Raw genomic sequence first — 15,525 nt, 5'->3', positions numbered from 1 at the left:
TTGTGGAGGAATATTGATATCTACATCATCTTACTGATACAGAGGAAAAAAATTCATTTCCTACGCCTATTTTTTTGCTCAATCAACCTCTCCCGAATTTCTCTCTCAAACTTTTCCAACGAAAAATTTGCAAGATTTTTTTCGAAAAAAGGCCGAATAGTTTCACAGAGTTTCTTTTCTCCGACTGATAGATCAGGGAAAATCGAACCGGCAATAACACTACTGCTTATCCTGTTTCCTGTAATTTTTTGCCAGCAGAACAGGTCAGCATAGGGGAAGATTCCATAACTTATTATCTTCCTTCTGGCTACTTCCCAAGAATTTATTGATAGTTCATTATTTGGGTCTGGAATATTTAAGGAATTTCGCCATAATGAAAGCAAAGATGATAAATCTTCAATTAAAAATTCATCAGGATAACGTAAGTCCAATTTAACAAAAAAATCATCCCCGAAATTATCAATCAGATTAATGCAGTCAAACAGCCCCAAAGTATCAGCATCATCATATTCATCAACTACTTTTTTAGAGTGCATTATTTTGAATATATCGTGACGCTGTAAAGGCTCAATCAGCATTGACGAACCAAGCCGCTTACCTGCATTTGAGTTATTTTCCTGCATATCGGATTGCACGTAATCAACACCTGCAAAGGCATCCTCACTATATTTTCTGTCAGCTATTGGATTAGACATTATTATTTTCAAATCATCTTCATCTATCCATTTATCATAATCTGCAACCATATAATGACGCATTAATAACTGATTAAAAAACTCTCTATCATCTAATGATTCAAAAGTTTTATATTTCCCTATATCGAAATACTCCGGCAAATCGCTTTTCTTGTTAATTAACATATCGTCACCCTCAACGCCCCTAATAACTTGCGAGCCAGGCGGGTAGGGTTTCCCGCTTTTCGGTTGGCCGACCTAGACCCGCAATATCAGTTTAATCTCTATTCGCTACAGTTAACAGAACCACATTTTGATGATTACCCGCAAGAAGTTCTAAGCGGTCATACCACTTGTTCAGCGCGTCCAGCTTCTCCGGCAAGTACAGACTACGGTTATAAATTGCCATAACTCCCGGCATTGAGTGGCCCAGCAACTGTTCAACAACATGCGGAGCGATACCCATATTATTCATATGCGTTGCAAGCGTTCGCCGTAGATCATGCAATGTCCACGGTTCAGAATGCCCCAGTTTTTTATAAACGCTACGGCCCCACTGGCTAACCGCCTCGCTATTCTTCACAACTCCGAGAAGGTAGCCGGATGATTTTGTTTCATCGTGGAGAATTTCAATAAATGAACGCATCGCTTCTGGAACTGGCCGCACAATCTTTTCACCGCCTTTACTATGCGCTTTCGGAACCGTCCATACCCATGCCTCCATATCCCATTCGGCCCACTCGGATAATCTGGCCTCCTGGGTGCGGCAACCAAACAAAGTGGTGATCCTGAGCAAGTTTGTGTAGTAAGGCAGAAAAACATCGCCGGAAGATATAGCAGCCCACAATCTCCCAACCTCTTTATCTTTCAATACCCGATCTTTTTTCGCCTGCTTTTTACCAACATCGGGAATACTCAAATCTTCAAGGGCGGTACTGACGGCGTAACGGCGAACGCGGCAGAATTTCAGAGCCTGCTTACACATCTGGAATACATAACCCGCAGCAACTGGCGTCTTCTTTTTCATTCTGTCAAAGCAGTCAAGCCAGTATCGGGTTTCGCAGTCAGCGAGCGCCATTTTCCCAATGTAAGGGTAAATATGTTTGCGTAGCTCCGCTTTATGCCGCTCAACGTTCGCGCGGTTTTCTTCCGCATATTCGCGTATCCAGTATTCGATAGCTTCCTGCACCGTGACTGGTTTAAGCGTTTCCTGAGTAGTGAGCGCCAACTGGTGCTTTGGGTCTTTACCAGAGGCCAACCACTGACGACATTTATCACGCGAAGAACGGGCCTCTCTGAGACTCATATCAGGGTAGCGCCCCAGAGTCAGCCGATGCAGCTTCTGCCCGTCGAGTCGGTAAGTAAACACCCAGCTAATGCCACCAGCTTTCGTTACCTTAGCGCTCAACCCGGCACCATCAGCATAAAACTCAATCTTACTGGCCGGGATGCCATGTAATCCCTTTAACTTCCTGTCGCTCAGTTTGTTAAGTTCGCCAGCCATAGACCACCACCCAGCCCAAAGTGTTTATACAAATGTTTATACATAATTGCTTGCATAATAGCATAAACAACAAAAAGCACTGGAACAATATACAGTCATAATTTCATATAACCAATTGATTTTAAATAAAATATAAAAACCACCTCAAAGCATGAAAACAGCTAATCTGACAGTACGGCATGAACTGATACTAATCAGTTAAATGCTTGTTTAAAAAGGCGCTCTTCGGCATGGGGAAGCGCCTTTTTTATTACCTGCGCTTCTCCGTCAACGCATTGTAAACCTTCGCCTCTCCCGCTTTTCAACCACGGTTTTTCGTGTATATTTCCCCCACCTTACTGGCGATCTTCTCGCGGAATGACACAATGATTCGTAAATACTGGTGGCTGGTTGTCTTTGCAATCTCCGTTCTCATTTTCGATACACTCCTGATGCAGTGGATTGAACTGATGAGCACCGAAACCGATAAGTGTCGCAATATGAACTCCGTTAATCCGCTGAAACTCGTGAACTGCTCAGAGCTCGACTAACCGCCCGATTGCGCAAACCACCCCGTTATTACCCACTAAAAACGGGGATTTAAATCCCTTTGAGCCATTACCTGACGGTGATAATGTCTCGCCCTTCTCAACCGCTCTAGCGTAACCCCACACTCGAGTAGAACCGTCCATGCTGGTCAGCCAATACAACCCTATCCTTGTCGTCCTCTCCTTTGTTGTTGCCATTCTTGCTGCGTATACCGCGCTGAACATGGCTGCACGCGTCGCCGGGAGTGAAGGTGTCGCTGCCCGCGTCTGGCTGGCTGGCGGCGGTATTGCTATGGGCATCGGCGTGTGGGCCATGCATTTTATCGGCATGCTGGCGATGGACCTCTCCATGAGCATGAGCTACAACGCCACCCTGACGGTGTTATCCATGGTCATCGCCGTGGGTTCGTCGCTGTTTGCGCTATGGCTCGTGAGCTGCGAGCAACTACGCCTGCGCCGACTGCTGCCCGGCGCGCTGGTGATGGGGAGCGGTATTGTTGCTATGCATTACACCGGCATGGCGGCGCTGGAAGTGATGCCCGGGATTATCTGGGACAAGATGTGGGTGGCCATTTCGGTCGTGATTGCGCTTGCCGCTTCGCTCGCGGCATTATGGCTCACCTTCCGCCTGCGTCGCGAAGCCGCGCAGGTCGTGCTGATGCGCATGGGTGCCGCCATCACGATGGGAATTGCCATTGCCGGCATGCACTATGCCGGGATGAAAGCGGCGCAGTTTCCGATGTCCACAATGGTTCACCATGAGGGTATCAACGGGAGCTGGCTGGCGGTGCTGGTCAGCGTCGTCGCGCTCTCAATTCTTGGGATCACCCTGCTGGTGTCGATGCTGGATGCCCGCCTTCAGGCACGTACCGCCCTTCTGGCCTCGTCGCTGGCAGAAGCTAACCGGGAACTCGCTCAACTGGCGCTACACGATACCCTGACGCGCCTGCCCAACCGTATCCTGCTGGAAGACAGACTCGATCAGGCCATCAGCAAAGCCGATCGTGAAGGGAACCACTTTGCCCTGATGTTCATGGATCTTGACGGCTTTAAAGCCATCAATGATGCCTACGGCCATGATGTTGGTGACAGGCTGCTGGTCGCAGTTACGCAGCGTCTGCTGCTTCTTCTGAAAGGCCAGTTCACCCTTGCACGTATCGGCGGTGATGAATTTGTTCTGCTGGCAGAGGGAGAAGGTCCGGACGACGCGGCATCGCTGGCAAATTCGCTGGTGCGTGCGATCGATAGCCCGTTCAATCTCAGCCCCTATGAACTGGTAGTGACCCTCAGCATTGGTATCGCGCTCTACCCTCACGACGGCAAAACCGAGCGTGAGCTGATGTTTAACGCCGACGCGGCGATGTATCACACGAAGCATATGGGCCGTAACGGTTACCACTTTTTCCAGCCCTCCATGAACACCCTGGCGCAGACCCATCTCCAGTTAATGAACGATCTGTGGATGGCAATCGATCGCAATGAGCTGCGCCTGCTGTATCAGCCAAAATTTCACGCCCCGGCGGGCCCGGTCCTCGGATTCGAGGCGTTATTGCGCTGGCAGCATCCTAAGCAGGGGCTACTGACGCCGGACCTTTTTCTGCCGCTGGCGGAAAAAACGGGGCTAATCGTCCCCATTGGCAACTGGGTGATTAATGAAGCCTGCCGCCAGCTGCGGGAATGGCATCTCCAGGGGCATCAAAGCTGGTCAATAGCGGTAAACCTGTCGACACTGCAGTTTGAACAACCTTCACTGGTTAAAACGGTTCTCGACTGCCTGGCACTTCACCAGGTGCCACCGGAAATGTTGATCCTCGAAGTGACGGAAACCACGGCGATGAGCAACCCGGATGAGAGCGTACGCGTGCTGACAGAGCTGACGGATGCGGGCGTGAAGGCCTCCATTGATGATTTTGGCACCGGATATTCGAGCCTGCTGTACCTCAAGCGATTACCTGCCTGCGAATTGAAAATCGACAGGGCGTTTGTGAAAGAGCTTAGCGGCGAGAGCGAGGATGCCACTATTGTCTCAGCAATTGTGGCTCTCGCTAAAACACTTAACCTGAAAGTCGTGGCTGAAGGTGTGGAAACCGAAGCGCAGCAAGCCTTTTTAACCGAGCTTGGCTGTAACACCCTTCAGGGTTATCTGTTAGGTAAACCCGTCAGCGCGCAGACCATAGAGGCACTTTGTGCCCGAGGGGAAATGTTACCTGGCGCTGAGCAGTAAGCACCCTCATCTGGCGACACGCGAATAACCGGGAGTGTCGCCAGTATGCTATCGACCAGAGCGGGAGCCTGCTGATAAAGATTAAAACTGTCGTTATTCATTAACCAGTTTTTGATTATTCCGCTAAAAAAACCGTGGAATACAATCAAGGTGAGATCAACATTCACCTGTGGCGAAATGATGTTTCGCGAAATACAGGTCTCCAGCGCGGAGCGTAGCGTGTCATCGTTGAATCCGATACGCTTTCTGATTTCACGCTCAGAAATCATATCACTGCTAAATTCACACTTATGATACAGAATTTGTAAAAGCGCACATTGCCGGGGTTCATGAGCAATATATTGCAGCGCGGTAATAAATTGCTCACGAAGTTTTAACAATGGATCGTCACTATCGGAAAGGGAAAGCCTGTCGTGAATAATGTCGCGAAGCGGTAATTGCTGTTCCCAGATGGCATTAAATATTTCAGATTTACTGGTGAAGTGCCAGTAGATCGCACCGCGCGTCACCTTAGCGGCATCAGCGATATCCGTCAGCGTCGTGCTGGCTACGCCACGCGTGGCAAACTGTCCGATAGCCGCCTCAATCAGCTGCTGCCGGGTTTGTTGAGCCTCTTCTTTCTTTTTACGCGCCATAGGCAACTACTCGTTACTCACAAGGTTTAAAGGTCATATTGCGTTCATGCAAATGTAAGTATTCACTAAAATCCGTTTTAATTTTGCACAAAAAAAGTCACCCCTCTTGATTTATAATTAATACAAATATATCCAATCAATTAAATTGACGGAATGAATAATTATAAAATATTAAACTCATTTACCTGATTAACATGCCTGACTATATCCCAGAATGAAGCCGGTCTGATTCTTATTTTCTTCTACAAACATGGTCATTCGCACTTATAAATTAAAAAACATTAAATACCCTCATTATTATACGCAGCTACATTTTATTTTTACCCCTCTGCCCCTGCTACCGATTCGCGGCATATATCGGTTAATGGGTATTTAAAGGAACAGTAATGACGAATCATTTCAGACGCTTGCCTTTATCCGGTTTCATTGTCTGCACGGTACTGCTCACTGGATGCGATGGTCAGGAAAATCAACAACAGCATCTGCAGGCGCCTCAGGTCAGCGTGCATATTGTGAAAAGCGCGCCTCTGGCTGTCACCACTGAACTCCCGGGCAGAACAGATGCATTTCGCGTTGCGGAGGTTCGTCCTCAGGTCAGCGGCATTATTCTTCGCCGCAACTTCGCGGAGGGCAGCGATGTAAAAGCGGGCGAGTCACTCTACCAGATCGATCCTGCGACCTATCAGGCGGCCTATGACAGCGCGAAAGGCGAACTGGCGAAGGCTCAGGCGGCAGCCAATATTGCACACCTGACGGTGAAACGTTATCTCCCGCTGGTAGGCACCCGGTATGTCAGTAAGCAGGAGTATGACCAGGCCGTAGCGACGGCTCAGCAGGCAGATGCCAGCGTGGTTGCCGCAAAAGCGGGCGTTGAAAGCGCACGTATCAACCTTGCCTACACCAAAGTGACCTCTCCGGTTGATGGTCGTATCGGAAAATCCAGCGTGACCGAAGGGGCGCTGGTGACGAACGGGCAAGCCGCAGCGCTGGCAACGGTCCAGCAGCTCGATCCGATTTATGTCGATGTCACCCAGTCCAGTAATGATTTTATGCGCCTGAAACAGACGAGCCTGCAAAAAGGCGATACCGCCAGCAGCGTTGAACTGCTGATGGAGAACGGGCAGCCCTATCCGCTGAAAGGCACATTGCAGTTCTCTGACGTCACGGTTGATGAAAGTACCGGCTCGATCACCCTGCGCGCCATTTTCCGGAACCCTCAGCATCAGCTGTTACCCGGCATGTTCGTTCGCGCACGCATTGATGAAGGCACCCAGCCGGATGCGATTCTGGTACCACAGCAGGGCGTGACCCGCACACCGCGAGGCGATGCAACCGTCCTGGTGGTGAACGATAAAAACCAGGTTGAGCCGCGAACCGTCGTGGCCCCTCAGGCAATTGGCGATCGCTGGATGGTAACGGAAGGGCTGAAAAACGGTGATCGTGTGATTGTCAGCGGGCTACAGAAAGTCAGACCCGGGGTAACCGTCGTCGCCACGCCGGATACCACCACGACGCCAGCCGGTTAAGGGACGACGACATGGCTAATTTCTTTATTCAGAGACCGGTTTTCGCCTGGGTACTTGCCATCATTTTGATGATTGCAGGCGGGCTGGCCATTCTCAAACTTCCCGTCGCACAGTATCCGACCATTGCCCCTCCCGCTGTGGCGATATCCGCGACCTACCCGGGAGCTGACGCTCAAACGGTGCAGGATACCGTGACCCAGGTTATCGAACAGAACATGAACGGTATCGATAAGCTGATGTATATGTCCTCCACCAGCGATTCAGCGGGTAACGTCACCATCACCCTGACCTTCGAGTCAGGAACCGATCCGGACATCGCCCAGGTGCAGGTGCAGAACAAGCTGCAGCTCGCCATGCCGCTACTGCCGCAAGAGGTACAGCAGCAAGGGATTGGCGTGGAGAAATCCAGCAGCAGTTTTCTGCTGGTCGCCGGCTTTGTTTCAGACAACAAAAATCTCACGCAGAATGACATCTCTGACTATGTCGCGTCGAACGTCAAAGATGCCATCAGCCGAACGTCTGGCGTCGGTGACGTTCAGCTGTTTGGCGCTCAGTATGCGATGCGTATCTGGCTCGACAGCAACGCGATGAACAAATACCAGCTGACGCCGCAGGATATTATCAACCAGCTGAAAACGCAGAACGACCAGATAGCGGCAGGCCAGCTGGGCGGAACGCCGTCCATTCCCGGGCAGCAGCTGAATGCCTCGATCATCGCGCAAACCCGCCTGAAATCACCGGAGGAGTTTGGCCGCGTGACGCTTAAGGTGAACCAGGACGGCTCGATGGTTCATTTGAAGGACGTGGCTCGCATTGAGCTGGGTGGCGAAAACTACAATATGGTCACTAAAATCAACGGGCAGGCGGCAACCGGTCTGGGGATTAAGCTGGCAACCGGGGCAAATGCGCTGGACACTGCGGCAGCCATTAAGAGCAAGCTGGCGCAACTGCAGCAGTTCTTCCCGCAGGGGCTGAAAGTGGTCTATCCCTATGACACCACGCCTTTTGTGAAGATCTCCATTCACGAAGTGGTGAAGACCCTGTTTGAAGCAATCATTCTCGTCTTCCTGGTCATGTACCTGTTCCTGCAAAACCTGCGCGCGACCCTCATCCCAACTATCGCGGTGCCGGTCGTTCTGCTGGGTACCTTCGCGGTTCTGGCGGCATTCGGTTTCTCCATCAATACCCTGACGATGTTCGGCATGGTGCTGGCGATAGGTCTGCTGGTCGATGACGCTATCGTGGTCGTTGAGAACGTTGAACGCGTCATGGTCGAGGACAAACTGCCGCCGAAAGAGGCCACGCAGAAGTCTATGGAGCAGATCCAGGGTGCACTGGTCGGGATCGCCATGGTGCTCTCGGCGGTCTTTATTCCGATGGCCTTTTTTGGCGGCTCGACGGGGGCGATCTATCGTCAGTTCTCGCTGACTATCGTTTCCGCTATGGCGTTGTCCGTACTGGTTGCGCTAATCCTGACGCCCGCACTCTGCGCAACGTTGCTTAAGCCCCTATCCGGCGACGATCATGAGAAAAAAGGTGGTTTCTTCGGCTGGTTTAATGCGCTCTTCGATAAAAGCGTGGAGCACTACAGCAACAGCGTGAGCGGTATTTTGAGTAAGGCAGGGCGCTATCTGGCGGTGTACGTCATTATCGTCGGTGGGATGGCGGTGCTCTTCCTGCGCTTGCCTACCTCCTTCCTGCCCGAAGAGGATCAGGGGGTGTTTATGACGATGGTTCAACTCCCGGCGGGTGCAACCCAGACGCGTACTCAGCAGGTCCTCGATCAGGTTCAGGACTACTATCTGAACAACGAAAAGGCGAACGTGGAATCCGTCTTTACCGTAAACGGCTTTAGCTTTAGCGGCCAGGGCCAGAACGCCGGTATTGCCTTCTTCAGCCTGAAGCCCTGGGAGGAGCGACCGGGGTCGGAAAACGGCGTTGAAGCCATTGTGGGTCGCGCGACAAAAGCCTTCAGTCAGATTAAAGATGGCCTCGTGTTCCCTTTTAACCTGCCTGCCATTATTGAGCTGGGTACCGCCACGGGCTTCGATTTTGAGTTGATCGATCAGGCGAACCTGGGGCATAACCAGCTGACGCAGGCGCGTGATCAGCTGCTTAGCATGGTGAAAGAGCACCCTGACCTGCTGGTTCGCGTGCGACCTAACGGCCTTGAAGATACGCCTCAGTTCAAGCTGGATGTCGACCAGGAGAAAGCGCAGGCGCTGGGTGTGAGTCTTTCTGACGTCAACCAGACGATTTCGACGGCCTTAGGTGGCACCTATGTGAACGACTTTATCGATCGTGGGCGCGTGAAAAAGGTCTACGTACAGGCCGACGCAAAATTCCGTATGTTGCCGAGAGATATTAATAACCTTTACGTACGCAGCGCGAATGGGGAAATGGTCCCGTTCTCAGCCTTCAGCAACGCTCGCTGGGTGTATGGTTCACCTCGTCTGGAACGCTATAACGGGATGCCCTCTATGGAGGTACTGGGTGAATCAGCCCCGGGTAAAAGCACCGGTGAGGCCATGGCTATGATGGAAAGTCTCGCGGCAAAACTGCCTTCCGGTATCGGCTATGACTGGACGGGGATGTCTTATCAGGAGCGCCTCTCGGGTAACCAGGCGCCAGCACTGTACGCCATTTCACTGATCGTGGTGTTCCTGTGCCTGGCTGCGCTGTATGAAAGCTGGTCCATTCCGTTCTCCGTCATGCTGGTTGTGCCGCTGGGGGTCATTGGGGCTCTTCTCGCAGCGTCGCTGCGCGGGTTAAACAACGACGTCTATTTCCAGGTCGGTCTGCTGACGACGATTGGTTTATCGGCTAAAAACGCCATCCTGATCGTCGAATTTGCTAAAGACCTGATGGATAAAGAAGGCAAAGGCATTATTGAAGCCACGCTGGAAGCTTCCAGGATGCGCCTTCGACCGATCCTGATGACGTCCCTGGCCTTTATTCTTGGCGTCATGCCGCTGGTGATCAGCACCGGGGCCGGGAGCGGGGCGCAAAACGCCGTCGGTACGGGCGTTATGGGGGGAATGCTTTCCGCAACCCTTCTGGCGATTTTCTTCGTGCCTGTTTTCTTTGTGGTTGTTCGGCGACGGTTTACTCACCATAAAGGTTAATGTTTCCCTGAAAAGGCACCTCTGGTGCCTTTTTATTTTTAACATAAACAATGAATTAGGCTTTACATAAAGGCAGCATTAAAAATATGATGATTTGCATTAAGTAAAAACAGTCTCTTGCAACTCCATAATTCCTCCATTGATGCCTCCTTAAACCGACTTTTCTCCACGATTTTTACAAACTACATAATTTGAGATTATTCCTCGTGTAACGGGGACTTACCCCGGTGGTAAAATAACCTCCAGTTCGTTAATAGCCCTCCTGGCTTAATAGCGGATGAGAAATAATACTGAGGTAACATCATGAAAAGATTCATTTCCGTTGCACTTCTCGCTGCGCTGCTTGCTGGTTGCGCGCACGACTCTCCATGTGTACCGGTTTACGACGACCAGGGCCGACTGGTTCATACCAATACCTGTATGAAAGGCACCACCCAGGATAACTGGGAGACTGCGGGTGCTATCGCCGGCGGTGCTGCCGCAGTAGCGGGTCTGACGCTGGGTATTGTTGCCCTGACCAAGTAAAATCTGTTGAGAAAGCGCGGCTCTGGCCGCGCTTTTGCTTTTAATGAGTGCAGTATTTTCAAATAAGTAAAAAAATAGCCCCGTATTTATTCACGTAATTAATCTAAGCCTGAAGTCAGTCACAGCTTTTTTGCATACTCATTCAAATTACTTATTCTATCGTGATGATTTTCACACATTAATATTATTGAATACCCTGCCAATATTCACGCTAAAAACTATCTCTTCTTTTTCCAGACCCGACTCGCAACTTTTGCTCCAATTTGTGGCACAGGTTGTAATTTCGCACCGTTTCGGGGCGCTCGTTTTATTTAAGCCTGTCTACACTCAGCATTAAGCGTTCACTCGTCTCTTATTTTGTCGAACGCAAAACTGGCATTACGTTTGCTTTATAAACGTTGGCCAAAGCCACAGACAGGTAAAGCGTTTAAAAACGCCTCTATAACGATAAATTACGCCACACAGGATGCATTATGAAAAAGACTATGATAGCCAGCCTGGCCGCTGCAGGCATGTTGTTTGCCGTAGCCGGTCAAGCCCATGCGGGAACGACACTGGATGCCGTTAAAAAGAAAGGTTTTGTTCAATGTGGTATCAGTGACGGTTTGCCTGGCTTCTCTTATGCCGATGCGAACGGCAAATTTACCGGTATTGATGTGGACGTCTGCCGTGGCGTTGCAGCCGCCGTTTTTGGCGATGACAGCAAAGTGAAATACACCCCGCTGACGGCGAAAGAACGCTTTACGGCGCTGCAGTCCGGCGAGGTCGACATGCTCTCCCGTAACACCACCTGGACCTCCTCCCGTGATGCAGGCATGGGGATGTCATTTACGGGCGTAACCTATTATGACGGCATCGGCTTCCTGACCCACAATAAAGCCGGCCTGAAAAGCGCTAAGGAACTGGATGGCGCCACCGTTTGTATCCAGGCGGGCACCGATACCGAGCTGAACGTGGCGGATTATTTCAAAGCAAACAACATGAAATACACCCCGGTTACATTCGACCGCTCGGATGAATCGGCCAAAGCGCTGGAATCCGGCCGTTGCGACACGCTGGCCTCTGACCAGTCACAGCTGTATGCCTTACGCATTAAGCTGAGCAATCCGGCAGAGTGGATTGTTCTGCCTGAAGTCATTTCCAAAGAGCCTCTCGGACCGGTCGTTCGTCGTGGCGATGAAGACTGGTTCTCCATTGTTCGCTGGACGCTCTTTGCCATGCTGAACGCAGAAGAGATGGGCATCAACTCGAAAAACGTTGATGAGAAAGCCGCTAAGCCATCCAACCCGGATATGGCACACCTGCTCGGTACAGAAGGTGATTTCGGCAAGGACCTGAAGCTGGATAACAAGTGGGCCTACAACATCATTAAACAGGTGGGCAACTACTCTGAGATCTTTGAGCGCAACGTGGGATCGGAAAGCCCGCTGAAGATCAAGCGCGGCCAGAACAATCTCTGGAACAACGGCGGTATTCAGTACGCGCCACCTGTACGTTAAGTCATAGCTGTAACGGGCACTGCTCCGGCAGTGCCCACTCCAGAGTCATGGTTACTGAGGTTTCTTTATGTCCCATCGCCGCTCAGCCGTAAAAGGATCGCTATCCTTTTCTCATCCCGCGGTCCGCGCCTGGTTATTCCAGATTATTGCTATTGTTGCGGTTGTTCTCATCGCCGTGTATCTGATCCATAACACCATCACCAACCTGAATAACCGCGGCATTACCTCCGGTTTTGCGTTTTTAGATCGCAGCGCGGGGTTTGGTATTGTTCAGCACCTTATTGATTACCAGGAAGGTGACACGTACGGACGCGTGTTTGTGGTCGGTTTACTGAATACGCTGTTGGTATCGGCGCTTTGTATCGTCTTCGCGTCGATACTGGGCTTCTTTATTGGCCTGGCGCGTCTTTCTGAAAACTGGCTCCTGCGGAAACTGTCGACCGTTTATATCGAGACGTTCCGCAATATCCCCCCGCTCCTGCAGATCTTCTTCTGGTATTTCGCCGTACTGCGTAACCTTCCCGGTCCCCGCCAGGCCGTCGACGCGTTTGAGCTGTTTTTCCTGAGTAACCGTGGATTGTCCATTCCTTCTCCTCAGCCGGGTGAAGGGCTGTACGCTTTTATCGGCGCGATTGTGATAGCGCTTGCGCTCTCTGCGGGGGTATTCCGTTTTAACCGCAAGCATCAGATCAAAACCGGTCAGCTTCGTAGAACCTGGCCCACGGCAGCTGTCCTGATCGTTAGCCTGCCGCTAATTGCACACTGGCTGTTTGGGGCCGCTTTGCACTGGGATATTCCACATCTGCGGGGCTTTAACTTTCAGGGCGGGATGGTATTAATTCCCGAGCTGGCGGCCCTGACGCTGGCGCTGTCGATTTATACGTCCGCGTTTATCGCAGAAATTATCCGTGCAGGGATCCAGGCCGTACCTTATGGACAGCACGAGGCGGCGCGCTCGCTGGGATTACCCCATACCGTGACGCTTCGCCAGGTCATTATTCCGCAGGCTTTACGGGTCATCATTCCCCCCCTGACCAGCCAGTATCTCAATATTGTCAAAAACTCGTCTCTGGCCGCTGCCATTGGTTACCCGGATATGGTGTCACTCTTCGCCGGAACCGTGCTTAACCAGACCGGACAAGCCATTGAAACCATCGCCATCACCATGTCTGTCTATCTCATCATCAGCCTGGTAATTTCACTGCTGATGAACCTCTATAACCGTCGTATAGCACTGGTCGAGCGCTAAGGATCTATGATGACAAAAGCGATACTGTCGCACTCCTCGCGCCCTGCCAACTCGACAGGTGGACGTTTCATTCTCTGGGCGCGCAAGAATCTGTTCTCCAGCTGGAGTAACAGCCTGCTGACGATTGTCTGCCTGTGGCTCATGTGGGAGTTGATTCCTCCCCTGCTGAATTGGGCGTTTTTACAGGCCAACTGGGTCGGTTCAACCCGGGCAGACTGTACAAAAGCCGGCGCCTGCTGGGTGTTTATCCATGAACGCTTCGGTCAGTTCATGTATGGGTTGTATCCCCATGAACAGCGCTGGCGGATTAATCTGGCGCTGGTTATCGGTCTGCTCTCTGTCGCAGTCATGTTCTGGAAAAAACTGCCTCACCGTGGACGCTATATTGCCGTCTGGGCGGTGGTTTATCCGATTATTGTCTGGGTGCTGCTGTATGGCGGTTTTCTGGGGCTGGAACGCGTTGAAACACGCCAGTGGGGCGGGCTGACGCTGACGTTGATTATCGCATCAGTGGGGATAGCCGGTGCTCTGCCGTGGGGGATTCTACTTGCTCTGGGACGGCGTTCAAAAATGCCGATCGTCCGCGTGCTCTCCGTTATCTTTATTGAGTTCTGGCGCGGCGTACCGCTTATCACCGTCCTGTTTATGTCGTCGGTCATGCTGCCGCTGTTTATGGCAGAGGGAACAACCATCGACAAGCTGATCCGTGCCCTGGTGGGGGTGATTCTCTTCCAGTCCGCCTATGTCGCTGAAGTTGTGCGAGGTGGTCTGCAAGCGTTACCTAAAGGTCAGTACGAAGCGGCGGAATCACTGGCTCTCGGTTACTGGAAAACGCAGGGACTGGTCATTCTTCCACAAGCACTCAAGCTGGTCATTCCGGGTCTGGTCAACACGATCATTGCCCTCTTCAAGGATACCAGCCTGGTGATCATTATCGGATTGTTCGATCTCTTTAGCAGCGTGCAACAGGCAACCGTTGACCCTGTCTGGCTGGGTATGTCCACCGAAGGATATGTCTTTGCTGCCCTGATCTACTGGATCTTTTGTTTTAGCATGTCGCGCTACAGCCAGCATCTGGAAAAGCGCTTTAACACCGGGCGTACACCGCACTGAGGAAATTATGAGCCAAATAACTATGACACCCGCCGACGCGATGATTACGCTGGAAAATGTGAATAAATGGTACGGACAATTTCATGTCCTGAGGGACATTAATCTTAAGGTAAAGCAGGGAGAACGCATCGTCCTTTGCGGCCCTTCGGGCTCCGGAAAATCCACAACCATTCGCTGTATTAATCATCTTGAAGAACATCAGCAAGGACGCATTGTAGTTGATGGTATCGAGCTGAATGAAGATATCCGCAATATCGAACGCGTACGTCAGGAAGTAGGAATGGTATTTCAACACTTTAATCTGTTTCCGCACCTGACCGTTCTGCAGAACTGTACGCTTGCGCCGATTTGGGTACGAAAGATGCCGAAAAAGGAAGCGGAGGCATTGGCAATGCACTACCTGGAGCGTGTACGTATCGCAGAGCATGCCAATAAATTCCCTGGCCAGATATCGGGTGGCCAACAGCAGCGTGTGGCTATCGCCCGTTCGCTGTGTATGAAACCGAAAATTATGCTGTTTGATGAACCGACATCTGCCCTCGATCCGGAAATGGTGAAAGAGGTTCTGGACACCATGATTGGGCTGGCTCAATCCGGCATGACCATGTTGTGTGTGACGCATGAGATGGGGTTTGCGCGAACCGTGGCCGACCGGGTGATCTTTATGGACCGCGGGGAGATTGTTGAGCAAGCTCCGCCGGATGAGTTCTTTGCGCATCCGAAGTCAGAACGTACGCGAGCATTCCTGTCGCAGGTGATTCATTAGTTGTTTGCTCTGCCGGGTGGCGGCTTCGCCTTACCCGGCCTACCGTTTTTTCGGCGCATAAACGCAAAAAGGCCATCCTTTCGGATGGCCTCTTCACTTATTTGATGTCTGGCAGTTCCCTACTCTCACATGGGGAGACCCCACACTACCATCGGCGC

Annotated in this window: 12 protein-coding genes; 9 read left to right on the top strand and 3 right to left on the bottom strand. The window is 51.3% G+C overall.

Annotated elements, in window-relative coordinates; translation table 11 throughout:
* Positions 1-53: 53 nt before the first annotated feature.
* Together ADJ24_RS13590 and ADJ24_RS13585 are read right to left on the bottom strand one after the other, a co-directional pair.
* On the bottom strand, positions 54-860 hold the full coding sequence (locus ADJ24_RS13590) for a DUF6387 family protein (RefSeq protein ID WP_023309430.1): 807 nt from the start codon (positions 858-860) through the stop codon (positions 54-56).
* 91 nt (positions 861-951) lie between these two features.
* The gene (locus tag ADJ24_RS13585) at positions 952-2,178 is read right to left on the bottom strand and encodes a tyrosine-type recombinase/integrase (RefSeq protein WP_023309431.1); all 1,227 of its coding nucleotides are present in this window, start codon (positions 2,176-2,178) and stop codon (positions 952-954) included.
* Between the two features lie 365 nt (positions 2,179-2,543).
* On the opposite strand from ADJ24_RS13585, the gene ADJ24_RS13580 reads away from it, so the two are divergent.
* A complete protein-coding gene (locus tag ADJ24_RS13580) occupies positions 2,544-2,708 on the top strand; it encodes a DUF2556 family protein (protein WP_023309432.1) in 165 nt (54 codons plus the stop codon).
* 139 nt (positions 2,709-2,847) lie between these two features.
* On the top strand, positions 2,848-4,929 hold the full coding sequence (locus ADJ24_RS13575) for a putative bifunctional diguanylate cyclase/phosphodiesterase (RefSeq protein WP_023309433.1): 2,082 nt from the start codon (positions 2,848-2,850) through the stop codon (positions 4,927-4,929).
* On the opposite strand, the gene envR is transcribed toward ADJ24_RS13575, so the two are convergent.
* Positions 4,845-5,564: an acrEF/envCD operon transcriptional regulator gene (gene envR, locus ADJ24_RS13570; protein ID WP_023309434.1), complete on the bottom strand. Its 720-nt coding sequence runs from the start codon at positions 5,562-5,564 to the stop codon at positions 4,845-4,847. The two genes, ADJ24_RS13575 and envR, sit on opposite strands and share 85 nt — an antisense overlap.
* A 386-nt stretch (positions 5,565-5,950) precedes the next feature.
* Between envR and ADJ24_RS13565 the strand changes: the two genes are divergently transcribed.
* The 7 genes from ADJ24_RS13565 (at position 5,951) to ADJ24_RS13535 (ending at position 15,367) form a co-directional block, all read left to right on the top strand.
* Complete coding sequence (locus ADJ24_RS13565) at positions 5,951-7,090, top strand: efflux RND transporter periplasmic adaptor subunit (RefSeq protein WP_023309435.1); 1,140 nt, start codon at positions 5,951-5,953, stop codon at positions 7,088-7,090.
* An 11-nt stretch (positions 7,091-7,101) separates the two neighbouring features.
* Positions 7,102-10,215 (top strand): efflux RND transporter permease subunit, encoded by a 3,114-nt coding sequence (locus ADJ24_RS13560; RefSeq protein ID WP_023309436.1) that lies wholly within the window; start codon positions 7,102-7,104, stop codon positions 10,213-10,215.
* Positions 10,216-10,518: 303 nt separating this feature from the next.
* A complete protein-coding gene (locus ADJ24_RS13555) occupies positions 10,519-10,740 on the top strand; it encodes a lipoprotein (protein ID WP_008502867.1) in 222 nt (73 codons plus the stop codon).
* Positions 10,741-11,213: 473 nt separating this feature from the next.
* Positions 11,214-12,239 carry an amino acid ABC transporter substrate-binding protein gene (locus ADJ24_RS13550; RefSeq protein WP_024906309.1) on the top strand — a complete coding sequence of 342 codons (1,026 nt, stop codon included), beginning with the start codon at positions 11,214-11,216 and terminating at the stop codon, positions 12,237-12,239.
* 67 nt (positions 12,240-12,306) lie between these two features.
* The gene (locus ADJ24_RS13545) at positions 12,307-13,488 is read left to right on the top strand and encodes an amino acid ABC transporter permease (protein ID WP_023309438.1); all 1,182 of its coding nucleotides are present in this window, start codon (positions 12,307-12,309) and stop codon (positions 13,486-13,488) included.
* A 9-nt stretch (positions 13,489-13,497) separates the two neighbouring features.
* Positions 13,498-14,601, top strand: coding sequence for an amino acid ABC transporter permease (locus ADJ24_RS13540; RefSeq protein ID WP_023309439.1), 1,104 nt, complete (start codon positions 13,498-13,500; stop codon positions 14,599-14,601).
* 7 nt (positions 14,602-14,608) lie between these two features.
* Positions 14,609-15,367, top strand: coding sequence for an amino acid ABC transporter ATP-binding protein (locus tag ADJ24_RS13535; protein ID WP_023309440.1), 759 nt, complete (start codon positions 14,609-14,611; stop codon positions 15,365-15,367).
* Positions 15,368-15,525 lie beyond the last annotated feature (158 nt).

Source organism: Enterobacter sp. 940_PEND, from assembly GCF_001059415.1.
In the GTDB taxonomy this organism is placed as follows: domain Bacteria; phylum Pseudomonadota; class Gammaproteobacteria; order Enterobacterales; family Enterobacteriaceae; genus Enterobacter; species Enterobacter cloacae_M.
This window is presented reverse-complemented; position numbering and strand designations above follow the sequence as displayed.